We start from the raw sequence: 23492 nt of genomic DNA, 5'->3' as shown, positions 1-23492 counted from the left end.
AATGTTGAGGTGCCGGGAGAGGCGGCCTGGGTAAGGCCGCCGAATCTTCAGCGAGTTGCAGCCAGTTCCTGTTGGACACTGGCAACAGTGCGAGGCCAAGGTTTACCAGCCTGGACCTTCGCTGGCAAGGCCTTGATGGCGGAAACAGCTGCATCACGGTTGGCAAAGCTGCCGTAAGTGATGACGTACAGCGGCTTGCCGTTAAGGACTTTCTTGAAATAACGGTACTCGCCGCCCTGCTCCTTGACGAAGTTCTGGGCCGTGGCTTCAGAGCTCGTGCCGAGAATCTGCACCACGTAGTTGCCCGGGGCCTGGCCGGCGTACCAGTTGCCACCCGCTGCCTTGGCTGGGGCGGCAGGCTTGGTCGCCGTTGTCGGCGCAGGTGTCGGCGCGGGCTTGGCGGCGGGTGCCGGGGCTGGCTTGGCGGTCGCTACCTGGGTAGGCGCAGGGGTCGGCTTGGCTGCCGGTGCAGGAGCTGGCGTAGGCGTAGGCGTCGGAGCCGGACCCGCCGGCACCCCCACAGGCGGCGCCGTGGTGGTCACGGTCGGCGGAGTATCGCTGCTGTCGTCGATCGGCGGCGCAGCGCCATCGTCGCCTTCGGTAATGCCGCCGGCCGCTTCGGCCAGGGGACCACGCATGACCGGCTGCGATTGGCCGACCAATGGCAGCGGCATCGGCTGGGTGTTACCGGCAAACTCAACCGCCGGCGCGCCGCCAGGCTTTGGTGCGTCCTGGCCAAGAGGCAGTTGCGCCTGTTCGTTGGCGGGGGCGCCCGTGGTGGGTGCCTTGTTGCGACCCGGCATCAGCCAGGCGGCGGCGACCGCAACCACAACCACCGCGGAAATCGCCAATACGTGTTTCTTCGGCATGTTGAACCCCATACTTGGACGCTTCACCGCTGAGCGGCTGGCAATCATGACTTCGATCAGAGCATCGCGGGCGACCTGGTTGATATTGCCAGGCCAGCCTTCGGCGCTTTCGTGAATCTCAGAGATCTGATCGGCGGTAAAAAGTTCGATACCCCGGCCAGCGCCTTCAAGACGCTGGGCCAGATACTCACGGGTTTCTTCTTCGGTGTAGGGCGCCAACTCGATGACGTGGAACCGCTCTTCCTCGAGATTCAACTGCTCCAGCCCGGCGATCAGCGAGGACTCGCCGAACAGGAATACGTGGGGACGACCTTCCGGCGCACCGGCCGCCAGACCCAGCAAGGCTTCGAGGGCCGACTCGTCAAGTTGCTCGGCGTCATCCACCAGCAGATAGACCTCCTGCCCGGTCAAGGCCAGTTGAACGATCTGATCGAGAATTGCACCGACTTCGGCCTGGGCGACATTCAGCGCCTGGGCCACTTGACGCAACACACCGGCCGCATCGCCGGCACCGCGGGCCGATACCACCACGCTCTGCACCGATTGTTTGTTGGTGCTGGCCACCAGCGCCTGGCGCAGCAAGGTCTTGCCGCTGCCCTGGGGACCGGTGACCACCAACAGCAACTGGCTGTAGCGCGCCAGGTGATGCAACTGCCCCAGCACCGGCTTGCGCTGGGCGGGGAAGAACTTGAAGCCCGGGACCCGTGGTGCGAAAGGGTCATGACTCAACTGGAAGTGGCCGAGGAAAGCCTCGTCGGCATGCAAACTAGTCATCGAAATCTTCTTAACCTTTAAGCTGAGCCAGGGCGCGGTAGTCCGCTCCCAGCGTGGCCTGTAGAACCTCTTTCGGATAATCGTCGGTCACCACCGCTTCGCCCATGCGGCGCAGCAGCACCAGACGCAGACGACCGTCGATCACTTTTTTGTCGATTGCCATGTGCTCGAGGAAATCCGCCGCGCTCATTTCCTCGGGCGGAACCACCGGCAGCCCGGCGCGCTGGAACAGGCGGATACCACGATCGCGCTCCTGTTCGCTGATCCAGCCAAGGCGTGCCGACATGTCCAGCGCCATGACCGTGCCGGCGGCAACCGCTTCGCCGTGCAGCCAGACACCATAGCCCATATGGGTTTCGATGGCATGGCCGAAGGTATGACCCAGGTTGAGCGTGGCGCGCACCCCTGATTCGCGTTCATCGGCACCGACCACGGCAGCCTTGGCGGCGCAGGAGCGCTCGATAGCATAGGTCAGCGCCTCCTGGTCCAACGCACGCAGGCGGTCGACATTATCTTCCAGCCAACCGAGGAACGGCTCGTCACAGATCAGCCCGTACTTGATGACTTCCGCCAGTCCTGCGGACAGCTCGCGGGCCGGCAGGGTATTGAGAGTCGCGGTATCGATCAGCACAACGTTGGGCTGGTAGAAAGCGCCAACCATGTTCTTGCCCAGCGGATGGTTGATGCCGGTCTTGCCGCCCACCGACGAGTCGACCTGGGACAGTAATGTGGTCGGGATCTGGATGAAATCGACGCCACGCTGGTAGCAGGCGGCAGCAAAACCGGCCATGTCGCCGATCACCCCACCGCCCAGGGCGACTACCGTAGTGCGGCGGTCATGCCGGGCAGTCAGCAGGCCGTCGAAAATCAGTTGCAGGGTTTCCCAGTTCTTGAACGCTTCACCGTCGGGGAGCACCACCGAAATGACCGAAAATCCCGACAGGCTGCGCGTCAGGCGCTCCAGATACAGCGGGGCAACGGTTTCGTTGGAGATGATCGCCACTTGCCGTCCGGCGATGTGCGGCACCAGCAGCTCGGGCTGGTCCAGCAAGCCTTCGCCAATGTGAATCGGGTAGCTGCGCTCGCCCAGGTCGACCTTAAGTGTCTGCATGTGTCCCCACAGTGAAGATGGAATCAGGCGTCCTGCCTGCAATTAACGAAAATCCACGGTGCCTGCTTTGACGCCATCCAATGGCAATCCGCCACGCCCCAACGGGGCCGCAGCGGGACGTCGAGGATAGCGCATTTCGCCAGGCGCATTAACGGGGAGGCAATTGTTGCAGGCGCTCGAGGATATCCAGGACCACCATGCGCGGCGGCCGCTCATCGGTTTCGACCACCAGGTCGGCGATTTCCCGGTACAGCGGATCACGCAGCTCCAGCAGGTCCCGCAAGGTCTTGGCCGGGTCGGCCGTACGCAACAGCGGCCGGTTGCGATCCCGGGCGGTGCGCCCCACCTGCTGCTCGACAGAAGCGTGCAGATAAACCACTCGTCCGCCGGCGTGCAGCGCCTGACGATTGGCTTCGCGCATCACCGCGCCGCCACCGGTGGCCAGCACCACGCCTTCGAACGCACACAGCTCGGCGATCATCGCCTGCTCGCGGTCGCGAAAGCCGGGCTCGCCTTCTTTATCGAAGATCCATGGGATGTTGGCGCCCGTGCGCAACTCAATTTCCTTGTCGGAATCTTTGAATGGCAGGCGCAGCTCTTTGGCCAGCAAACGGCCGATGGTGCTTTTTCCAGCGCCCATCGGCCCTACAAGAATCAAATTTCGCACAGAATCAACGACTCACAGCAATCGCCTGGTTATTCATGATACGCGGAGTGAGAAACACGAGCAGCTCGGATTTTTTCTCCGAAACCACATCACGCCGGAAAAGGCGGCCAAGATACGGCACATCGCCAAGAAATGGCACCTTATCTACAACCTTGCTCTGAGTATTGGAGAAAACCCCGCCAATCACAATGGTTTCGCCATCATTGACCAGTACCTTGGCGTTGACCTCGTTTTTCTTGATCGGCGGTACATCCTGCACTTTGTTCAGGTAGTCCGGCTCGTCCTTGGTGACCTTGACTTCCATGATGATGCGATTGTCCGGGGTGATCTGCGGGGTGACCTCCAGCGACAGCGAGGCCTCCTTGAACGACACGGATGTCGCGCCGCTGGAACTGGCTTCCTGGTAGGGAATCTCCGTGCCCTTGAGGATTTTTGCAGTCTCCTTGTCGGAGGTCACTACCTTGGGCTGGGAGACGATTTCACCGTTGCCGGTTTTTTCCATGGCCGTCAGCTCCAGGTCCAGCAACACATTGTCGGTAATGAACGCGATACCGATCCCCGAGGTATTGCCCGACGCGCCCATATCGACGAACGGCTGGTTGGTGCTGGTGCTACCCGGCGTGCCGATGGTGGTGGAACTGCCGTTGGTGACCCCGGAAGAATTCCAGTTGCCCTGGTTCTGTATCGAGCCACCCCAGCGGACCCCCAGGCTCTTGTCGTAATCGACGTTGGCTTCGACGATCCGTGCTTCGATCATGACCTGGCGCACCGGGATATCCAACTGGGCCACGATCCGGCGCAACTCATCGAGCCGGTCCTGGGTCTGGTAGGCAATGATGTTGTTGGTTCTTTCGTCCACCGTGATCGTGCCACGCTCGTCGGCCTTCGCCTCGGCACTGGTCACCGACTGGAACAGTTTTGCGATGTCCGCTGCCTTCGCGTAGTTGACCTGCAACAGCTCACGGCGCAGCGGCGCCAGGTCGGCGATCTGCTTCTGGGATTCCAGCTCCTGGCGCTCACGCGCAGCGATTTCGTCGGCCGGCGCCACCAGCAGAACGTTGCCGACCTTGCGCTTGTCCAGCCCCTTGGTCTTGAGCACCAGGTCCAGCGCCTGGTCCCAGGGCACGTTCTGCAAGCGCAGGGTGATGCCGCCCTGCACCGTGTCGCTGGCCACCAGGTTGAGATTGGTGAAGTCGGCAATCAGCTGCAGGACCGAACGCACCTCGATGTCCTGGAAATTGAGGGAGAGTTTCTCGCCACTATAGGCCGCACGGTCGGAATTGCGCTTCTGCAGGTCTTCGACGCTCATGGGCCGCACGCTGACCGTAAGCTTGTTGTCGGTCTGGTAGGTCGAGTAATCGAAGGTGCCACTGGGCTCGATGCTGATGGTCGCCCGATCACTGCCGGCGCTGGCATTGACGAACTGCACCGGTGTGGCGAAGTCCTTGACATCCAGGCGCACCCGCAACGGTTCGGGCAGCTGAGTTCGGGCGAAGGTGAGAATGATCTTGCCATCATGTTCCTGGATATCCGGGGCAACGGATGGATCCGACAGATCGATCACCACGTTGCCTTCACCCTGGGTCCCACGCTGGAAATCCACGCCCCGGATCGCTTTGCCCACCGGCGCGCCGGCCCTTGCCGGCGCAGCGCTGGCTACCGCAGGGCGTGGCGCCTGGGCGGCGGCCTTGGGTGCGGCACCCTTGCCGACCACGACGAACAGGTTGTTGCCTTCGACCCGCGTGGTGTACGGCGCCAGCTGGGTCAGGCCGATGATCAGCCGGGTGCGATCCCCCGCCTCGACCACGGTAGCGCTACGGGCATTGCCACCGCCCAGGTCATGGCTCCTGCTGGCCAGCTGATTGGTCACTCCCGGCAGATCCAAGGCAATTCGCGCCGGTTGCTCGGTGGTGTAGCCCCGGGGTGTCGGGGGCGGCCCGTCGAAAGTCAACTTCAGCTCGACACGGTCCCCCGGAAGCGCCGCGACATCCAGCGTTTTCAGGCTGGCAGCATCAGCCATCGGCGATAACAGCGCTATCCATAGCGAAATACCGAAGGCAGAGAAAATCCTGTTCATTGTTGGGGTTCCACTATTGAGTGCTCTTTCAAAGGTATGGTCCGTGGTCGCTCGAGCCAGGCACCATCGCCATCGGGAACGATCTCCACCACATCGACCTGGGTCGCGCTGATCGAGACGATCCGCCCGTCGTTACGCCCCAGATAGTCACCGACCTTGAGTCGATGCACCCCGCCCGCTCCGCGCAGCAGCGCGAAGGAACCGCTGGCGTTGGAGAGCGTACCGACCATTTCAAACTGCTCGATGTTGAAGCCTTCCAGATACTGCTTGATCCGATTGGGATCGGGCCGGACGTTGTGCGAGCCCTTCTGCCGGCCGGCCAGGTCCACCCGGACCTGCCGGGAAAACGGGCTGCGCAGGTTGGCGGCGCTGTAGGTAAAGGTTTCGGCAGGCTTGAAGGTCGGCGTCGGCTCGATCTTGCCCGGCGGGCGCAGGCGCATTTCGTTCATGTAGGCGTCGAGGTCGCTGAAGCCGTTATCGTTGTTGCAACCCGCCAACGTGAGCAGGCCCACCAGCAGGCAGCTGCGGCACACCGGCTTCATGGCTGCGCCTCCTGCTCGTTGTACCGATAGGTCTTGGCCTGGATGCTCATGCGTAGCTTGGTGCCGGCCTCGGGCTCCATGGGCGCGATCTCAAAATCGTGCAGGGTGACGATCCGGGGCAACCCGGCCACCCCGCTGACAAAGGTCGCCAGGTCGTGATAGTCGCCGGTCACGGTGATCTGGATCGGCAATTCGATGTAGAACGGCTGGGTCTCCTCCGGCAGCAGTTTGATCTCCTCGAACTCCAGGCCACTGCCCAGGCCGGTGCGGGTGATGTCCTCCAGCAGGCCTGGCACTTCGGTATCGCTGGGCAACTGCCGCAGCAACACGCCGAAAGAGGCTTCCATCTGTTTCATCTGCTCGGTGTAGCGCTCCAGGTTGGCCGCCATATGGGCCTTGCCCGCAAACTGTGCCTTGAGGGTGTTTTCTTCCTCGCGCACTTGTTGCAAATGATCTTCTCGCTCACTCAAGGCAAAGTTGTAGCCCAGCCCCAATACCAGGATCACCAGCAGCATTCCGGCCAGCCACTTGACCGGTGCGGGCCATGAGCCAATGTTATTGGTGTCCAGGTCACTGAAATCGACCTTGCGCAGCGCGTCCAGCCACTCCCCAGGCTTCATTGCTCGTCCTCCATTTCGTCGGCCGGACGGGTCTGGCGGACCGTCAACTGGAAAACGTTGGCCTGGTCCAGCTGGCCAGCGGTGGTGGCCTTGACCTCCGTCAGGCTGGGGGCGTCGAACAGGTCCGAGGCATCGAGGTTGCGCATCAGGTCCGAAACCCGATTGTTCGACTCTGCGACGCCCTTGATAGAGAGCGTGTGGTCTTCCATTTTCACTTCGGTGAAATACACCCCGTCCGGCAGGGTCCTTACCAACTGGTCAAAAATACGCCCGCTGACCGGCCGGTTGCCTTGCAGGTCCTGGATGATGCGCATGCGTTCCAGCAGTTGCTGACGGCGGGCTTTCAACTCGCTGATCTGCTTGATGCGCTCATCCAGCACTGCGATCTGTTCTGAAATGTGGCCGTTGCGCGCCAGTTGATGGTCGATCGCGCTGTTGATGTACTGGAGCGCAATCAGCGTCACGCCCACCGCGCCGACCAGCGCCCCCGCCAACGCCAGCAGGAAACGTTTACGACGCTCTTCACGCAGCTCCTCGCGCCATGGAAGCAGGTTGATCCGTGCCATCAGTCGAAACTCCTGAGGGCCAGACCACAGGCAATCATCAGCGCCGGCGCGTCACTGGCCAGGGCACCGGCGTTGACCTTGCTGCTCAGGGCCATGTTGGTAAACGGATTGGCGACCTGGGTCGGCGTGCCCAGGCGCTGCTCGATCAACCGGTCCAGGCCGGCCACCGAGGCCGTGCCGCCGGCCAACAGAATGTGATCGACCGAACTGTACTGGCCCGAGGCGAAGAAAAATTGCAGGGATCGCGAGACCTGCTGTACCAGCGCCTCGCGAAACGGTTGCAGGACCTCGGCGAGGTAATCGTCCGGCAAGCCGCCCTGTTTCTTTGCCAGCCCGGCCTGCTCGGGCGTCAGGCCATAACGGCGCTGGATTTCCTCGGTAAGCTGGCGACCGCCGAACAACTGCTCGCGGGTGTAGATGATGCGCCCGTTGTGCAGGACACTGAGGGTAGTCATGGTGGCGCCCACGTCGACGACCGCAACGGTCAGCCGCTCCTGGGACGCCGCCAACTGCGTGGCGAGCAGGCCAAAGGCACGCTCCAGCGCATAGGCTTCCACATCGACCACCCGGGCCGTCAGCCCCGCCAGGGCAAGGGCAGCCTCGCGCACCTCGACGTTTTCCTTGCGGCAGGCGGCCAGCAGCACTTCGACCCGCTCGGCGCTGCGTGGCGAAACACCCTGCACTTCGAAATCTATGGCCACTTCATCCAGCGGATAGGGAATGTATTGGTCCGCCTCGATCTTGAGCTGGTTTTCCATCTCATCATCGGACAGCCCGGCATCCATCTCGATGGTCTTGGTGATCACCGCCGAGCCTGCCACGGCCACCGCCACACTGCGTACGGGCGTCCGGGCCTTGACCAGCACGCGCGACAGGGCCTGGCCCACGCCTTCGAGCTCGGCGATGTTCTTCTCGACCACGGCATTGGCCGGCAAAGGCTCCACCGCATAGGACTCGACACGATAGCGGTCACCCTGGCGGCTCAACTCGAGCAGCTTCACCGAGGTTGAACTGATGTCGATCCCCAGAAGCGCATGTGTCTTTTTATTGAAGAGTCGTAGCACTACCAATTCCCTATGACTATCCGTGAGTTACGGACTCTCTAATATGCGTTGCGTTCAATCACGCCGGCCCGACGGACGTCCGGGTGGCGTTTGCATCGAAAAAAAATGCTTATAATGCCCAGCGTTTTTTTTCGCTTTGTTGCAAGCTCGGGTCCTTCCCTGCACCTGGCGCCTTTTTCATTCTTGCCTGGATATCCAAAAGCCTTGATTCGTCTGCTGAAATTTTTCGGATGGTCCATCATCGCCGTTTTCTGCGGACTGCTCCTGGGTCTGAGCGGTGCGTTCCTTTACCTTAGTCCGGGATTGCCATCCGTGGAGGCGCTGAGAAGTATTCAGTTGCAGATTCCTCTGCGGGTCTACAGCAGCGATGACAAATTGATCGCCGAATTTGGCGAAATGCGCCGCACGCCGATCCGTTTCGCCGACATTCCACCCAATTTCATCAATGCGTTACTAAGTGCTGAAGACGATAACTTCGCCAACCACTATGGCGTCGACCCCGGCAGCCTGATGCGCGCCGCCAGTCAATTGGTCAAGAGCGGGCACATCCAGTCCGGCGGCAGCACCATCACCATGCAGGTCGCCAAGAACTTCTTCCTGACCAGTGAGCGCAGCTTCTCGCGCAAGACCACCGAGATCCTGCTGGCCCTGCAAATCGAACGGCAGCTGACCAAGGATGAAATCCTCGAGCTGTACGTGAACAAGATTTATCTGGGCAACCGCGCCTATGGCATCGAGGCGGCGGCGCAGGTGTATTACGGCAAGTCGATCCGCGAGGTGAGCCTGGCCCAGATGGCGATGATCGCCGGCCTGCCCAAGGCACCGTCGCGTTTCAACCCGCTGGCCAACCCGGCCCGCAGCAAGGAGCGTCGCGACTGGATCCTGGGGCGCATGTACAAGCTCGGCAAAATCAGCGAGGCCGACTACACCGCCGCGATCAATGAGCCGTTGAACGCCAGCTATCACGTGCCGACCCCGGAAGTGAACGCGCCGTACATCGCCGAGATGGCCCGCGCCGAGATGGTCGGCCGCTACGGCAGCGACGCCTACACCGAAGGTTTCCGCGTGACCACCACGGTACCGAGCAACCTGCAGGAAATGGCCAACACCGCCCTGCATGAGGGCTTGATGACCTACGACCAGCGCCACGGCTACCGCGGACCTGAATCACGCTTGCCAGGCAAGACCAAGGAAGCCTGGGCCCTGGAGCTGACCAAACAACGCGCTATCAGCGGCCTGGAGCCGGCGATCGTCACGTCGGTGGACAAGGACGGCATCAAGGTGCTGACCCGCAATGGCGAACAGGAAGAGCATGTGGGTTGGGAAACCATGAAGTGGGCCCGTCCGTTCCTCAATACCAACAGCATGGGCGCCGTTCCCCGGCAGCCATCGGATGTCGCCCAGGTCGGCGATCTGGTCCGTGTCCAACGCCAGGCCGATAACACTCTCAAATTCAGCCAGATCCCGGCCGCCCAGGGTGCGCTGGTGTCCCTCGATCCGCAGGACGGTGCGATCCGCTCGCTGGTGGGCGGTTTCGCCTTCGAGCAGAGCAACTACAACCGAGCGCTGCAGGCCAAGCGCCAGCCGGGTTCGAGCTTCAAGCCGTTCGTCTACAGCGCGGCCCTGGATAACGGCTATACCGCTGCCAGCCTGGTGAACGATGCGCCGATCGTGTTTGTCGATGAATACCTGGACAAGGTCTGGCGGCCGAAGAACGACACCAACACATTCCTCGGCCCGATCCGCCTGCGCGAAGCGCTGTACAAGTCGCGCAACCTGGTATCGATCCGTCTGCTGCAAGCGCTGGGCGTGGACCGCACCATCGATTACATCAGCAAGTTCGGCTTCAACAAACAGGACCTGCCGCGCAACCTGTCCCTGGCCCTGGGCACCGCGACCCTGACCCCGATGGAAATCGCCACGGGCTGGAGCACCTTCGCCAACGGTGGGTACAAGATCACCCCATACATCATCGACAAGATCGAAAGCCGCAACGGCGACACTCTGTTCGTCGCCAACCCACCGCGAGTACCGACCGGCGAGCAGGCCAGCGACGGCGTCGCTGCACCGGCCACCGAGACGTTCACGGTCAATGCCACGCCAGGCGAAGCCACGACGGCGCCGGCAGTGCCGCAAGCACCGGCAATTGCCGAGCGTATCGTCGACGGTCGCACCACCTACATTCTCAACAGCATGTTGCAGGACGTGATCAAGCTCGGCACCGGTCGCCGCGCCCTGGCCCTGGGCCGTACCGACCTGGCGGGCAAGACAGGCACCACTAACGAATCCAAGGACGCCTGGTTCTCCGGCTACAATGCCGACTACGTGACCACCGTCTGGACCGGCTTCGACCAGCCCGAGAGCCTGGGTCGTCGTGAGTTCGGCGGCACCGTCGCGCTGCCGATCTGGATGAGCTACATGGGCGCCGCCCTCAAGGACAAGCCGCCGCACACCCAGCCGGAGCCGGAAGGCATCCTCAGCCTGCGTGTCGACCCGGTCAGCGGTCGCGCCGCCGCCCCAGGTACCCCTGGCGCGTACTTCGAACTGTTCAAGAGCGAAGACACACCACCGTCGGTCAACGAACTGGGCAACGGCGTCGCCCCAGGCAGCCCGCTGCCGGCGGATGAAGCGGCGCCGATTGATTTGTTCTAGGGGAGCAGCGACGAGCTTCAAGCGACAAGCTTCAAGTGAAGAGCCAGAGCAGTACGCACCGCTTCTACTTGCAGCTTGAAGCTTGCCGCTCGAAGCCCATAAAAAAACCTGGCCTCGGCCAGGTTTTTTTATGGGCGACTGCTGTTAACCGTTGAACACGTCATCCACGCTCTTGAGCGGGTAGTTCTTCGGATAGGGCAGGGTCGCCACGCCGGTCTCGATCGCAGCCTTGGCCACGGCGTCGGAGATCAGGGTGATCAGGCGGGCGTCCATTGGCTTCGGAATGATGTACTCACGACCGAATTCCAGCTTGATGCCGCCGTAGGCATCGCAAACTTCCTGAGGCACCGGCAGCTTGGCCAGTTCGCGCAGGGCGTTGGCGGCCGCGACTTTCATTTCTTCGTTGATGCGCTTGGCGCGAACGTCCAGGGCACCGCGGAAGATGAACGGGAAGCCCAGTACGTTGTTGACCTGGTTCGGGTAGTCCGAACGGCCGGTGGCCATGATCACGTCGCTGCGGGTGGCGTGAGCCAGTTCCGGGGAGATTTCCGGATCCGGGTTCGAGCAGGCGAACACGATCGGGTTCGGCGCCATGCGCAGCAGGTTTTCCGGGCTCAGCAGGTTCGGGCCCGACAGGCCGACGAATACGTCGGCACCGTCCAGTGCGTCGGCCAGGGTGCGCTTTTCAGTCGCGTGGGCGAAGACCGCCTTGTACTGGTTCAGGTCGCTACGGCCGGAGTGGATCACGCCGGTACGGTCGATCATGAAGATGTTTTCGATCTTGGCGCCCATGCTCACCAGCAACTTCATGCAGGAGATGGCCGCAGCGCCGGCGCCCAGGCAGACGATCTTGGCCTCCGGCAGGGTTTTGCCAGCGATTTCCAGGGCGTTGATCATGCCGGCCGCGGTGACGATCGCGGTGCCGTGCTGGTCATCGTGGAACACTGGAATGTCGCACTGCTCGATCAGTGCGCGCTCGATCTCGAAGCACTCGGGCGCCTTGATGTCTTCCAGGTTGATGCCGCCGAAGGTGATGGAGATGCGCTTGACGGTGTCGATGAAGGCTTGCGGGCTTTCAGAGTCGACCTCGATGTCGAACACGTCGATACCGGCGAAGCGCTTGAACAGCACGCCCTTGCCTTCCATGACCGGCTTGGACGCCAGTGGGCCGAGATCACCCAGGCCGAGAATCGCGGTGCCATCGGAAATGACTGCAACCAGGTTGCCCTTGCCGGTGTATTTGTAAGCCAATTCAGGGTCGCGAGCGATTTCGCGTACTGGTTCGGCTACGCCGGGGCTGTAGGCCAGCGACAGGTCGCGGGCAGTAGCGGTGGCCTTGGTGAGCTCGACACTCAGCTTTCCTGGACGAGGATTAGCGTGATATTCGAGAGCGGCAGTTTTCAGATCAGACATGTGGGCATTCCGCTTTTTACTGTGTTGGACAGACGGACCGCCGAGGATACGCGCCTCGTAAAGTCCCTACAAGACTGACCAGTCACCCCTGTCAAGCGCCCTGCCCTACGACTTTGGGCCAAGAGCCACGGAATATAAGGGCTTTATGCATACAATCGAACAAAAAAATGTCTACAATTTTTCAGCTAATGCCATGTTCAACATGGCCGGATCGGTCAGCGGCAGCAACCAGCGGGCCTGCCCGGATTCCAGCCCGCCTCGTCGGGAACGATCCTGCACCCAGCCGCGAGCCTCGACTTGCCGGCCTTCGAGTGCCTCAAGCGCACGCGCGTCGAAGCGCTCCAGCAGATTGGGTGCAACGCGCAATACAACCGATCCCTGCAGCTCGATCCAAACGCCACCCCGATTGCGCTGGACCTTGCTCACCCGACCGGTAAGCACGGCGAACCCGGAAGCACCGATCTGCTCCGCCTTCAGCACCGGGGAACGTCGCCACAGCCCCAGACCGGCCTGACGAGCAGTACGCTCGGCGGCGCGCTGGCAATCCACCAGGTCGACATTCGGCGCGACCGCCACCAGGAAACCCAGCCCATCGGCAAGCATCTGCGCTTCGAGATTAGCGCCGTCGGCGCCGTAGACGTGGGCCAGGATGCGACCGTAGCGGTCCTTGCTCTCCTTGCCCGGCAACAGAGTCACGCGCCCGTTGCTGGCGTCCACCAGCGCCTGCAGACGCTTGCGCGCAGCCACGGCGAACGGCTCGTCGGAACGTCCCCGCTTGCCCAGTTCGGGCGTGTTCAAGCCAATAAGACGCACGTTGCGCCCATCAGCCAGGCGCAGGGTATCGCCATCGACCACCCGCTGCACGGCGACCGGGGTCAGGCCAGCGGGCGCCGGGCAAAAGGCCTGCGCCTGGGCCTGAGCCTGCCAAATCGCGGACACAAAAAAGGCGCCCGCAAGGGACGCCTTTTTCATCAGTCTGGAGCCGTGCAAAGCAGCATCCAAAATGATCAGCCTCAGGCTTTCTTGGCAGCGCCGAAAGCACCGAAACGATCGGCGAACTTCTGAACGCGACCGCCGGTATCCAGAGTCTTTTGCTTACCGGTGTAGAACGGGTGGCATTCGTTGCAAACGTCGATCGCCAGGGCCTTGCCGTAGGTCGAACGGGTTTCGAACTTGTTGCCGCAGCTGCAGGTTACGGCAACTACTGGGTATTCCGGATGGATATCGGTTTTCATGGTGTTTCCTCAGGCTAGCGTGCCGCCACCCAACACGATTGTTGAATACCGCACGTAATTAGGCCGCGGATTCTACCAGACATCGCCGATCACGCAAGCTATGCCTTGTACCAACCGTCTGCTAGGCTCCCCGCCTCATGCGCAAGCGGTTATGTGGGAGCGAGCCTGCTCGCTCCCACATGGATTGCGTTCAGCCCGTGCAAAACTATTCGTCTATCGAGATCCCCCCGCGTGCCCGACGCCATTCTGCGCCTCGCTTTGCCTTCGCCCCTGCGCCGTCTGTTCGACTACCGCGCCCCGGCCGGGATCCCGCGCGCGCGATTACAGCCGGCCATGCGCCTGCGGGTGCCGTTCGGCCGGCGGGAGATGATCGGGATCCTGGTGGAAGTCACCGACCACAGCGAAGTGCCGGCCGACAAGCTCAAACCGGCCCTGGCCCTGCTCGACGACGCGCCGCCGTTGCCTGCCTCGCTGTTCAAGCTGTGCCTGTGGACCGCCCAGTACTATCAGCACAGCCTCGGTGACACCCTGAGCTGGGCATTGCCGGTGCTGTTGCGCCAGGGCGAACCGGCCGAAGCACGACAGGAGCGCTTCTGGTCCGTGGCACCGGGCGCTTCGCTGGACGACCCGCGCATCGCCCGCGCGCCCCGCCAGCGCGAGGCCCTGGCGACCCTGGCGCAGCATCCCCACGGCGTGGCGCATCAACTGCTGAGCAAACTGATGCTCAGCAAAGACAGCCTAGACCTGCTGTTGGCCAAGGACCTGGTCCAGATGGAGGTCCGCCGGCATGCCCCCGATGCCCGCCATGAACATTGGCTGGCCCAACCGGAACTGCCGCTCAATGCCGAACAGCGAGCGGCCTGCGAAGCGATTCGCGCCGGCTTCGACAGCTACCATGCGTTCCTGCTGGCCGGCGTCACCGGCAGTGGCAAGACCGAAGTCTATCTGCAACTGATCCGCCAGACCCTGGAAGCCGGCAAACAGGCGCTGGTGCTGATTCCGGAAATCAACCTCGGGCCACAGACCCTGGCGCGTTTCGAACAGCGCTTCAATGCGCGGATCGCCCTTATCCACTCGGCGGTCAACGACCGCGAACGCCTGGAAGCCTGGCTCGCGGCCCGGGACGGTGAGGCCGACATCATCATCGGCACCCGTTCAGCCCTGTTCACACCGATGAAGCATCCAGGCCTGATCATCATCGATGAGGAACATGACGGCTCATATAAACAGCAGGAGGGCCTGCGCTATCACGCCCGCGACCTGACCCTGGTCCGCGCCCGTCAGGAAAACATTCCCATCGTGCTCGGCTCGGCGACCCCGTCCCTGGAAAGCCTGCACAACGCCTACACCGGGCGCTACGGGTTGCTGCGCCTGAACGAGCGGGCCGGTGGCGCCCAGCAACCGCGCTTCCTGCGCCTGGATGTAAAAAGTCGTCCGCTGGACAGCGGCATTTCCGGGCCCATGCAGCAAGCCATCGGCCAGACCCTTGCCGCCGGGCAACAGGTATTGGTGTTTCTCAATCGCCGGGGCTTCGCGCCGACACTGCTGTGTCATGACTGCGGCTGGATGTCCGGCTGCGAGCGCTGCGATGCACGAATGACCGTACACCAGCGCCATGGCGAACTGCGCTGCCACCATTGCGGACACTGCGAGCGGGTGCCGAGGCACTGTCCGCAGTGCGGCAGAGTCGACCTGCGCCCGGTCGGCGCCGGCACCGAGCGCGCCGAAGAACGGCTGGGCATTCTGTTTCCTGATTACCCGGTGCTGCGGGTGGATCGCGACAGCACTTCGCGCAAGGACGCGATGAGTCAACTGTTTGCGACGATCCAGAAAGGCCAGCCGTGCATCCTGGTGGGCACGCAGATGCTCGCCAAGGGGCACCATTTCCCGCGTGTGACGCTGGTGTCGATCCTCGACGCCGACGGAGGGCTGTTCTCCGGCGACTTCCGCGCAAGCGAGCGCATGGCGCAGTTGATCGTCCAGGTGGCCGGTCGGGCCGGACGCGCCGAAGAGCCGGGCAAAGTGATTATCCAGACCCACCTGGCGGACCACCCGTTGCTGGTCCAACTGACCGAACAAGGCTACTTCGCCTTCGCCGAACAAGCCTTGAGCGAACGGCGCAGCGCCGGGCTGCCGCCCTTTGCCCACCTGGCGCTGCTACGGGCCGAAGCCCACAAGCCAGGACAGGCCGAAGGGTTCCTCGATGAAGCCTGCAGTGAGGCCGAGCGCCTGCTGGCAGAGCAGAGCCTGAGCGGGATCGAACTCTTGGGCCCGGTGCCGGCTCCGATGGAACGGAGGGCGGGGCGCTATCGGGCACAGCTGTTATTACAGGCCAATGCCCGGGCGCCCTTGCATAAACTGCTGAGTGCCTGGCTGCTGGTGCTGGAGCAAATGCCCAGCGGACGGGCGGTGCGCTGGTCGCTGGATGTGGATCCGGTGGATTTGTATTGATCGCAAGATTGCTTCGCGAGCAGGCTCGCTCCCACAGGGGATCGCGTTCCCATGTGGGAGCGAGCCTGCTCGCGATAGGGCCCGAATAGTCACCACACAGTTCCAACCGACCCGCTACAGTTGGCAAGCCCGCCTTCGCCACGGATAATGCCCAGTTTTTCCACCAGCGCCTCGAAGCGCCGCCGCGCCTGCGGTTGAACGAGAAGACCATGAAAGACACCATTCGCCAGCTCATCCAGCAAGCCATCACCCAACTCGTCGCTGAAGGTGTGTTGCCAGAAGGCCTGTCGCCGGCGATTCAGGTCGAAAACACCCGCGACAAGACCCACGGCGATTTCGCCAGCAACATCGCCATGATGCTGGCCAAGCCGGCCGGCATGAAACCGCGCGACCTGGCCGAGAAAATCATTGCCGCATTGCCGGCCGATGAGAACGTCAGCAAGGCTGATATTGCCGGCCCCGGCTTCATCAATTTCTTCCAGAACACCCAGGCCCTGGCCTCGCGCCTGGACGCGGCCCTGGCCGACGCGCGCCTTGGCGTGCGCAAGGCCGGCCCGCTGCAACGCACCGTGGTCGACCTCTCGGCACCCAACCTCGCCAAGGAAATGCACGTCGGCCACTTGCGTTCGACCATCATCGGCGACGGCGTGGCGCGGGTCCTGGAGTTCCTCGGCGACACGGTTATCCGCCAGAACCACGTCGGTGACTGGGGCACCCAGTTCGGCATGCTGATGGCGTACTTGCAGGAAAACCCGATCACCAGCGACGAGCTATCGGACCTGGAGAACTTCTACCGCGCCGCCAAGCAACGCTTCGACGAGTCCCCCGAGTTCGCCGACCGCGCCCGTGGCCTGGTGGTCAAGCTCCAGGCCGGTGATGCCGATTGCCTGGCGCTGTGGACCAAGTTCAAGGACATCTCGCTGTCCCATTGTCAGAAAATCTACGAGTTGCTGAACGTCAAGCTGACCATGGCCGACGTGATGGGCGAAAGCGCCTATAACGACGATCTGATCAACGTGGTCAACGACCTCAAGGCCAAGGGCATGCTGGTGGAGAGCAACGGCGCCCAATGCGTGTTCCTTGAGCAGTTCAAGACCGCCGAAGGCGAGCCGCTGCCGGTGATCATCGTCAAGGCCGACGGCGGCTACCTGTATGCCACCACCGACCTGGCAGCCGTGCGCTACCGCAATGGCGTGCTCAAGGCCGATCGCGTGCTGTATTTCGTCGACCAGCGCCAAGCCCTGCACTTCCAGCAGGTATTCGAAGTGGCGCGTCAGGCCGGTTTCGTTACCCATCCGATGGAGATGGAACACATGGGCTTCGGCACCATGAACGGCGCCGACGGCCGGCCCTTCAAGACCCGCGATGGCGGCACGGTGAAGCTGATCGACCTGCTGACCGAAGCCCAGGACCGCGCCTACACCCTGGTCAAGGGCAAGAACCCGGACCTGGCCGAGGACGAACTGCGCCAGATCGCCAAGGTGGTGGGGATCGACGCGGTGAAATACGCCGACCTGTCCAAGCACCGCACCAGCGACTACAGCTTCAACTTCGACCTGATGCTCAATTTTGAAGGCAATACCGCGCCGTACCTGTTGTACGCCTACACCCGTGTCGCGGGCGTGTTCCGCAAGCTGGGCAAGCGCTTCAGCGAAGTGGACGGCCGGATCGTGCTTGAAGCCGCCCATGAGCAGGAACTGGCGGCCAGACTGGCGCAGTTCGGCGAGGTGCTGAACAACGTGGCCGACAAGGGCACGCCGCACACCCTGTGCGCCTACCTGTACGATGTGGCCGGCCTGTTCTCCAGCTTCTATGAGAACTGCCCGATCCTCAACGCCGATACCCCCGAGCAAATGCAGAGCCGCCTGCGCCTCGCCGCGCTGACCGGGCGTACGCTCAAGCAAGGCCTGGAATTGCTGGGCCTGGAAACCCTGGAGCGCATGTAAGTTGGCCGCCAAGAAAAAACCTGCACCCAAACGCGGCGCCAGTCGTTACCAGCCTCCAGCCAAGAAGCCGATCCCGGGTTGGTTGTGGATGGCCATCGGCCTGAGCGTCGGCGCGTTCATTGTGTTCCTGATGAAGCTGGAGCCGGGCCAGGGCGATGACGTCAAGCGCGTCAAGCAAGAGCAGCAGAAAGCGACGCGCATCGCCGAGGCCAACAAAACCCCGCCGAGCCCGACGCAACCGGTGAAGCCGAAGTATGACTTCTACACCTTGCTGCCGGAGTCGGAGGTCATCGTGCCACCTGACGCCGTGCCGGAGAAAACCCTGCCGACACCACAGGTGCCAACCACCCCGGTGACCCCGGCCGAAGCCGCGAAGATCGACACTGCCCGCGCCCAGGCGGCGCTCGCCGGCATCACGCCACCGCCGGCCCCGCCCGTGCAAAAGGCCGCACCGGTGACCAAGTTCTTCCTGCAAGCCGGCTCGTTCCGCAAGGAAGCCGACGCGGACAAGGTCCGGGCGCAGATCATCCTGCTGGGCCAGTCGGTGTCGGTGGAGTCCGGGACCGTGAAAGACGAAACCTGGTACCGCGTGCTGGTCGGCCCGTTCAGCAATCGCGAAGAACTGACCAAGGCCCAGAAACAACTGGCTGGCAGCGGGTTCAGCAACCTGTTGTTACAACAACGCCAGAGCCGTTGACCCCCCCAACTGAGAACACAGCAGTGACCGGGGGGCCTTTGTGGCGAGGGAGCTTGCTCCCGCTGGGCTGCGCAGCAGCCCCAAAAGCTTGGGACCGCTACGCGGTCCAGCGGGAGCAAGCTCCCTCGCCACAGAAAAGCTCTCTGTCAAAAACCGCCAGGTGCCGCTCGTCCCTTCCCCCGCCCCGCAGTTGAAAAAAACCACGTCACCCCCATATGAGTTCCATCCGGGCATTTTCGCCCCGCTGCGTGGAGACTCTCCCCTTGACCACCATCGTTTCAGTCCGCCGTCATGGCAAAGTCGTCATGGGCGGCGACGGCCAGGTTTCACTGGGCAACACCGTGATGAAAGGCAACGCGAAGAAAGTCCGCCGCCTCTATCACGGCCAGGTCATCGCCGGCTTCGCCGGGGCCACCGCCGATGCCTTCACCCTGTTCGAACGTTTCGAAGGCCAGCTTGAAAAGCACCAGGGCCACCTGATCCGTGCCGCCGTGGAACTGGCCAAGGAATGGCGCACCGACCGCTCCCTGAGCCGCCTCGAAGCCATGCTCGCGGTCGCTAACAAGGATGCGTCGCTGATCATCACCGGCAACGGTGACGTGGTCGAACCCGAGGACGGCCTGATCGCCATGGGTTCCGGCGGTGCCTACGCCCAGGCTGCGGCCAGCGCTCTGCTGAAAAAGACTGACCTGTCGGCCCGGGAGATTGTCGAGACTGCCCTGGGCATTGCCGGCGACATCTGCGTCTTCACCAACCACACCCAGACCATTGAGGAGCAGGACCTCGCGCAATAAGCCCAGGCCCAGCGCCACGGCTCATCGCTGCTTGAGGACCGCCAATTATTATGTCCATGACTCCCCGCGAAATCGTCCACGAACTCAATCGCCATATCATCGGCCAGGACGATGCCAAGCGCGCCGTCGCCATCGCCCTGCGTAACCGCTGGCGTCGGATGCAGCTGCCTGAAGAGCTGCGCGTCGAAGTGACCCCCAAGAACATCCTGATGATCGGCCCGACCGGTGTCGGTAAAACCGAAATTGCCCGGCGCCTGGCCAAGCTCGCCAATGCACCGTTCATCAAGGTCGAAGCCACCAAGTTCACCGAAGTCGGCTATGTCGGCCGCGACGTCGAGTCGATCATCCGTGACCTGGCCGATGCCGCCATCAAGCTGTTGCGCGAGCAGGAGATCACCAAGGTCCGCCATCGCGCCGAAGACGCCGCCGAAGAGCGCATCCTCGATGCCTTGCTGCCACCGGCGCGCATGGGCTTCAACGCTGACTCCGCCGCAACCCAGGATTCCAATACCCGTCAGCTGTTCCGCAAGCGCCTGCGTGAAGGCCAGCTGGACGACAAGGAAATCGAGATCGAAGTGGCCGAGATGGCCGGTGTCGACATTTCCGCGCCGCCGGGCATGGAAGAGATGACCAACCAGTTGCAGAACCTGTTCGCCAACATGGGCAAGGGCAAGAAGAAAAGCCGCAAGCTCAAGGTCAAGGAAGCGCTGAAACTGGTGCGCGATGAAGAAGCCAGTCGCCTGGTCAACGAGGAAGAACTGAAGGCCAAGGCCCTCGAAGCGGTCGAGCAGCACGGCATCGTGTTCATTGACGAAATCGACAAGGTTGCCAAGCGCGGCAACGTCGGCGGCGCCGATGTGTCCCGCGAAGGCGTGCAACGCGACCTGTTGCCGTTGATCGAAGGTTGCACGGTCAACACCAAGCTGGGCATGGTCAAGACCGACCACATCCTGTTCATCGCGTCCGGCGCGTTCCACCTGAGCAAGCCGAGCGACCTGGTGCCAGAGCTGCAAGGCCGCCTGCCGATCCGTGTCGAACTCAAGGCGCTGTCGCCGGAAGACTTCGAACGCATCCTCAGCGAGCCCCATGCGTCCCTGACCGAACAGTATTGCGCACTGCTCAAGACCGAAGGCCTGAACATCGAGTTCACGCCAGAAGGCATCCAGCGCTTGGCGCAGATCGCCTGGCAGGTCAACGAAAAGACCGAAAACATCGGTGCCCGGCGCCTGCACACACTGCTCGAACGCCTGCTTGAGGAAGTCTCGTTCAGCGCCGGCGACCTGGCGAGCAAGCACGACGAAGCGCCGATCCTCATCGATGCCGAGTACGTCAACAGTCACTTGGGTGAATTGGCGCAGAACGAAGATCTGTCGCGGTATATCCTCTGACCCGCACGCTGTGTGAGCGAGCTCCTGTGGCGAGGGAGCTTGCTCCCGCTGGGGCGCGAAGCGGCCCCAGAAAATGACGGGGCCGCGCAAGTCTCAAGTCTTATTGGGGTGGCTGCGCCACCCAGCGGGAGCAAGCTCCCTCGCCACAGGGTACTGTCGGCAAATATCAGGTTCCACGAGACGGACACTCTGCCATGACCAAACTCCCCACCGCCATCAACCTGCACAAAGCCTCCAAGACCCTGACGCTCAAATACGCGCCGGATGAGGAGTACCACCTGAGCGCCGAATTCCTGCGCGTGCATTCGCCTTCCGCCGAGGTCCAGGGGCACGGCAAGCCCATCCTGCAATACGGCAAGCTGAATGTCGGCCTGACGAAAATCGAACCGGCCGGCCAGTACGCACTGAAACTGACCTTCGACGACGGCCATGACAGCGGACTGTTCACCTGGGACTATCTCTATCAGCTGGCGGTGCGTCAGCAAGACCTGTGGAACGATTATCTTGGCGAGCTCAAGACCGCCGGTAAAACCCGCGACCCGGATCAGTCCGTGGTCAGGCTGATGCTCTAGCTCAAGGGCTGGCGCTTTAGGGCGAATTTTCTAGACTCATCTGCTTGAATGCCTGCGCGACAGCGTCAATGACTGGCCTGCTTGCGAAAAAAATTAAACTCGGGTAACCAATGGAGCTGGCAAGTTCCCTGCACAGGAATTGGGGAGTTCCTTGCAAAGGTTTCCTCATTGATCACGATGCGGAATGAATGGTCACCCGAGCAGCGTACCCGGTATCGGCTGTGTGGCTTGACGGCATGGTCCGTGTACTCGTCTGACAATGGAGCGTCGTAGATGAGCAACAAGAACAACGATGACCTGAAGTACCAGGCCTCGGAAAATACCCTGGGGCTCAATCCCGTGGTGGGCCTGCGCAGAAAAGACCTGCTGGCCTCGGCCCGAATGGTGCTGGCCCAGACCATCAGGCAACCACTGCACAGCGTCAAGCACGTGACCCATTTCGGCGCCGAGCTGAGGAAAGTCCTGTTCGGCAAATCCGAGCTGCAACCTGCCAGCGATGACCGGCGCTTCACCGACCCGGCGTGGAGCCAGAACCCACTCTACAAACGGTACCTGCAAACCTACCTGGCGTGGCGCAAGGAGCTGCACGACTGGATCGATGACAGCAGCCTGTCGCCCCAGGACATTAGCCGCGGGCATTTCGTGATCAATCTGATGACCGAAGCCATGGCTCCGACGAACTCGGCGGCCAACCCGGCGGCGGTCAAGCGTTTCTTCGAAACCGGTGGCAAGAGCCTGCTCGATGGCCTGTCGCACCTGGCCAAGGACCTGGTGCACAACGGCGGGATGCCGAGCCAGGTGAACATGGGTGCATTCGAAGTCGGCAAGAGCCTGGGCGTGACCGAAGGCGCGGTGGTGTTCCGCAATGACGTGCTGGAGCTGATCCAGTACCGCCCGATCACCGAGCAGGTGCACGAGCGGCCATTGCTGGTGGTGCCGCCGCAGATCAACAAGTTCTATGTTTTCGACCTCAGCCCGGACAAGAGCCTGGCGCGCTTCTGCCTGCGCAGCAACGTGCAGACTTTCATCATCTCCTGGCGCAACCCCACCAAGGAACAGCGCGAGTGGGGACTGTCGACCTACATCGAGGCGCTCAAGGAAGCGGTGGACGTGGTCACGGCCATTACCGGCAGCAAAGATGTGAACATGCTGGGCGCCTGCTCCGGCGGCATTACCTGCACGGCGCTGCTCGGCCATTACGCCGCCCTCGGCGAGAAAAAGGTCAACGCCCTGACCCTGCTGGTGAGCGTGCTCGACACCACCCTGGACACCGACGTTGCCTTGTTCGTCGACGAGCAGACCCTGGAAACGGCCAAGCGCCATTCCTACCAGGCCGGCGTGCTCGAAGGTCGCGACATGGCCAAGGTCTTCGCCTGGATGCGCCCCAACGACCTGATCTGGAACTATTGGGTCAACAATTACCTGCTGGGCAACGAACCGCCGGTGTTCGACATCCTGTTCTGGAACAACGATACAACCCGGCTCCCGGCAGCGTTCCATGGCGATCTCATCGAGATGTTCAAGACCAACCCGTTGACCCGGCCCAATGCCCTGGAGGTGTGCGGCACGCCGATCGACCTCAAGCAGGTCACCGCCGACATCTTTGCCCTGGCCGGCACCAACGATCACATCACGCCGTGGAAGTCCTGCTACAAGTCGGCGCAATTGTTCGGCGGCAAGGTCGATTTCGTGCTGTCGAGCAGCGGGCATATCCAGAGCATCCTCAACCCGCCAGGCAACCCCAAGTCACGCTACATGACTGGCGAAGACATGCCGGCCAAGCCCGAGGACTGGCAGGAAAACTCCACCAAGCACACCGACTCCTGGTGGCTGCACTGGCAGGCCTGGCTCGCCGAACGCTCGGGCAAGCTGAAAAAAGCCCCGGCCGTGCTGGGCAACAAGACCTATGTGGCGGGCGAGGCGGCGCCGGGGACTTATGTGCATGAGCGCTAGGCAGTACAGCTCGTCTGCCGGGCTGTGGGCTTGCTCACGAATGCACTCAGGCAGCCGACACGCTGTTAACCCCTGTGGGAGCGAGCCTGCTCGCGATGGCG

19 protein-coding genes are annotated in these 23492 nt (G+C 62.4%); 8 read left to right on the top strand and 11 right to left on the bottom strand.

All coding sequences use genetic code 11. The annotated features are described in order from the left end of the window. Window positions 1-47 precede the first annotated feature (47 nt). The 8 genes from ACLEJR_RS03595 to ACLEJR_RS03560 form a co-directional block, all read right to left on the bottom strand. Window positions 48-1643 carry an AAA family ATPase gene (locus tag ACLEJR_RS03595; protein ID WP_440812160.1) on the bottom strand — a complete coding sequence of 532 codons (1596 nt, stop codon included), beginning with the start codon at window positions 1641-1643 and terminating at the stop codon, window positions 48-50. A 10-nt stretch (window positions 1644-1653) separates the two neighbouring features. Further along, window positions 1654-2754 carry a 3-dehydroquinate synthase gene (aroB, locus tag ACLEJR_RS03590; RefSeq protein WP_440796905.1) on the bottom strand — a complete coding sequence of 367 codons (1101 nt, stop codon included), beginning with the start codon at window positions 2752-2754 and terminating at the stop codon, window positions 1654-1656. Window positions 2755-2902: 148 nt separating this feature from the next. After that, window positions 2903-3421: a shikimate kinase AroK gene (gene aroK, locus ACLEJR_RS03585; RefSeq protein WP_245143524.1), complete on the bottom strand. Its 519-nt coding sequence runs from the start codon at window positions 3419-3421 to the stop codon at window positions 2903-2905. 4 nt (window positions 3422-3425) lie between these two features. Beyond that, window positions 3426-5498, bottom strand: a complete 2073-nt coding sequence (pilQ, locus tag ACLEJR_RS03580) for a type IV pilus secretin PilQ (RefSeq protein WP_440812157.1) — start codon at window positions 5496-5498, stop codon at window positions 3426-3428. Continuing rightward, window positions 5495-6040, bottom strand: a complete 546-nt coding sequence (locus ACLEJR_RS03575) for a pilus assembly protein PilP (protein WP_440812155.1) — start codon at window positions 6038-6040, stop codon at window positions 5495-5497. Before ACLEJR_RS03575 ends, pilQ begins: the two co-directional genes overlap by 4 nt. Next, entirely contained in the window at window positions 6037-6660 is a 624-nt protein-coding gene (gene pilO / locus ACLEJR_RS03570; RefSeq protein ID WP_440812153.1) for a type 4a pilus biogenesis protein PilO, read from the bottom strand. Before pilO ends, ACLEJR_RS03575 begins: the two co-directional genes overlap by 4 nt. After that, window positions 6657-7226, bottom strand: a complete 570-nt coding sequence (locus ACLEJR_RS03565; protein ID WP_440812151.1) for a PilN domain-containing protein — start codon at window positions 7224-7226, stop codon at window positions 6657-6659. Before ACLEJR_RS03565 ends, pilO begins: the two co-directional genes overlap by 4 nt. Next, window positions 7226-8290 carry a pilus assembly protein PilM gene (locus ACLEJR_RS03560; RefSeq protein ID WP_440796895.1) on the bottom strand — a complete coding sequence of 355 codons (1065 nt, stop codon included), beginning with the start codon at window positions 8288-8290 and terminating at the stop codon, window positions 7226-7228. Before ACLEJR_RS03560 ends, ACLEJR_RS03565 begins: the two co-directional genes overlap by 1 nt. 207 nt (window positions 8291-8497) lie before the next feature. On the opposite strand from ACLEJR_RS03560, the gene ACLEJR_RS03555 reads away from it, so the two are divergent. Continuing rightward, window positions 8498-10942 (top strand): penicillin-binding protein 1A, encoded by a 2445-nt coding sequence (locus ACLEJR_RS03555; RefSeq protein ID WP_440812498.1) that lies wholly within the window; start codon window positions 8498-8500, stop codon window positions 10940-10942. A gap of 144 nt (window positions 10943-11086) precedes the next feature. Here the strand turns inward: ACLEJR_RS03555 and ACLEJR_RS03550 are convergent, their stop codons facing one another. The 3 genes from ACLEJR_RS03550 to rpmE all read right to left on the bottom strand — a co-directional run bounded on the left by ACLEJR_RS03550 (window position 11087) and on the right by rpmE (window position 13590). Then, the gene (locus ACLEJR_RS03550; RefSeq protein WP_440796893.1) at window positions 11087-12355 is read right to left on the bottom strand and encodes a malic enzyme-like NAD(P)-binding protein; all 1269 of its coding nucleotides are present in this window, start codon (window positions 12353-12355) and stop codon (window positions 11087-11089) included. A gap of 171 nt (window positions 12356-12526) precedes the next feature. Next, the gene (locus ACLEJR_RS03545) at window positions 12527-13327 is read right to left on the bottom strand and encodes a thermonuclease family protein (RefSeq protein WP_440812149.1); all 801 of its coding nucleotides are present in this window, start codon (window positions 13325-13327) and stop codon (window positions 12527-12529) included. A gap of 41 nt (window positions 13328-13368) precedes the next feature. Continuing rightward, window positions 13369-13590: a 50S ribosomal protein L31 gene (gene rpmE / locus ACLEJR_RS03540; RefSeq protein WP_440796889.1), complete on the bottom strand. Its 222-nt coding sequence runs from the start codon at window positions 13588-13590 to the stop codon at window positions 13369-13371. Between the two features lie 231 nt (window positions 13591-13821). Here rpmE and ACLEJR_RS03535 point away from each other — a divergent pair, with 231 nt between their 5' ends. The 7 genes from ACLEJR_RS03535 (at window position 13822) to phaC (ending at window position 23391) form a co-directional block, all read left to right on the top strand. Beyond that, window positions 13822-16041 carry a primosomal protein N' gene (locus ACLEJR_RS03535; RefSeq protein WP_440812146.1) on the top strand — a complete coding sequence of 740 codons (2220 nt, stop codon included), beginning with the start codon at window positions 13822-13824 and terminating at the stop codon, window positions 16039-16041. Between the two features lie 209 nt (window positions 16042-16250). Further along, window positions 16251-17987: an arginine--tRNA ligase gene (gene argS, locus ACLEJR_RS03530; protein WP_440812144.1), complete on the top strand. Its 1737-nt coding sequence runs from the start codon at window positions 16251-16253 to the stop codon at window positions 17985-17987. A gap of 1 nt (window position 17988) precedes the next feature. Beyond that, entirely contained in the window at window positions 17989-18684 is a 696-nt protein-coding gene (locus ACLEJR_RS03525; RefSeq protein WP_440796883.1) for an SPOR domain-containing protein, read from the top strand. A gap of 263 nt (window positions 18685-18947) precedes the next feature. Further along, window positions 18948-19478 carry an ATP-dependent protease subunit HslV gene (gene hslV / locus ACLEJR_RS03520; RefSeq protein ID WP_440796881.1) on the top strand — a complete coding sequence of 177 codons (531 nt, stop codon included), beginning with the start codon at window positions 18948-18950 and terminating at the stop codon, window positions 19476-19478. 50 nt (window positions 19479-19528) lie between these two features. Then, window positions 19529-20866, top strand: coding sequence for an ATP-dependent protease ATPase subunit HslU (gene hslU, locus ACLEJR_RS03515; RefSeq protein ID WP_440796879.1), 1338 nt, complete (start codon window positions 19529-19531; stop codon window positions 20864-20866). Between the two features lie 194 nt (window positions 20867-21060). Next, on the top strand, window positions 21061-21438 hold the full coding sequence (locus ACLEJR_RS03510) for a gamma-butyrobetaine hydroxylase-like domain-containing protein (RefSeq protein ID WP_440812142.1): 378 nt from the start codon (window positions 21061-21063) through the stop codon (window positions 21436-21438). A gap of 273 nt (window positions 21439-21711) precedes the next feature. Continuing rightward, on the top strand, window positions 21712-23391 hold the full coding sequence (gene phaC / locus ACLEJR_RS03505; RefSeq protein ID WP_440796875.1) for a class II poly(R)-hydroxyalkanoic acid synthase: 1680 nt from the start codon (window positions 21712-21714) through the stop codon (window positions 23389-23391). The last annotated feature ends 101 nt before the right edge of the window (window positions 23392-23492 follow it).

The organism is Pseudomonas sp. SMN5 (genome assembly GCF_052041925.1).
Taxonomy (GTDB): domain Bacteria; phylum Pseudomonadota; class Gammaproteobacteria; order Pseudomonadales; family Pseudomonadaceae; genus Aquipseudomonas.
This window is presented reverse-complemented; position numbering and strand designations above follow the sequence as displayed.

Excerpts from the sequence above, each read along its gene's own strand:
- ACLEJR_RS03595 (WP_440812160.1), bottom strand. The coding sequence starts at position 1,643 with ATGACTAGTTTGCATGCCGACGAGGCTTTCCTCGGCCACTTCCAGTTG.
- aroB (WP_440796905.1), bottom strand. The coding sequence starts at position 2,754 with ATGCAGACACTTAAGGTCGACCTGGGCGAGCGCAGCTACCCGATTCAC.
- pilQ (WP_440812157.1), bottom strand. The coding sequence starts at position 5,498 with ATGAACAGGATTTTCTCTGCCTTCGGTATTTCGCTATGGATAGCGCTG.
- ACLEJR_RS03575 (WP_440812155.1), bottom strand. The coding sequence starts at position 6,040 with ATGAAGCCGGTGTGCCGCAGCTGCCTGCTGGTGGGCCTGCTCACGTTG.
- pilO (WP_440812153.1), bottom strand. The coding sequence starts at position 6,660 with ATGAAGCCTGGGGAGTGGCTGGACGCGCTGCGCAAGGTCGATTTCAGT.
- ACLEJR_RS03565 (WP_440812151.1), bottom strand. The coding sequence starts at position 7,226 with ATGGCACGGATCAACCTGCTTCCATGGCGCGAGGAGCTGCGTGAAGAG.
- ACLEJR_RS03550 (WP_440796893.1), bottom strand. The coding sequence starts at position 12,355 with ATGTCTGATCTGAAAACTGCCGCTCTCGAATATCACGCTAATCCTCGT.
- ACLEJR_RS03545 (WP_440812149.1), bottom strand. The coding sequence starts at position 13,327 with ATGAAAAAGGCGTCCCTTGCGGGCGCCTTTTTTGTGTCCGCGATTTGG.
- rpmE (WP_440796889.1), bottom strand. The coding sequence starts at position 13,590 with ATGAAAACCGATATCCATCCGGAATACCCAGTAGTTGCCGTAACCTGC.
- argS (WP_440812144.1), top strand. The coding sequence starts at position 16,251 with ATGAAAGACACCATTCGCCAGCTCATCCAGCAAGCCATCACCCAACTC.
- hslU (WP_440796879.1), top strand. The coding sequence starts at position 19,529 with ATGTCCATGACTCCCCGCGAAATCGTCCACGAACTCAATCGCCATATC.
- ACLEJR_RS03510 (WP_440812142.1), top strand. The coding sequence starts at position 21,061 with ATGACCAAACTCCCCACCGCCATCAACCTGCACAAAGCCTCCAAGACC.
- phaC (WP_440796875.1), top strand. The coding sequence starts at position 21,712 with ATGAGCAACAAGAACAACGATGACCTGAAGTACCAGGCCTCGGAAAAT.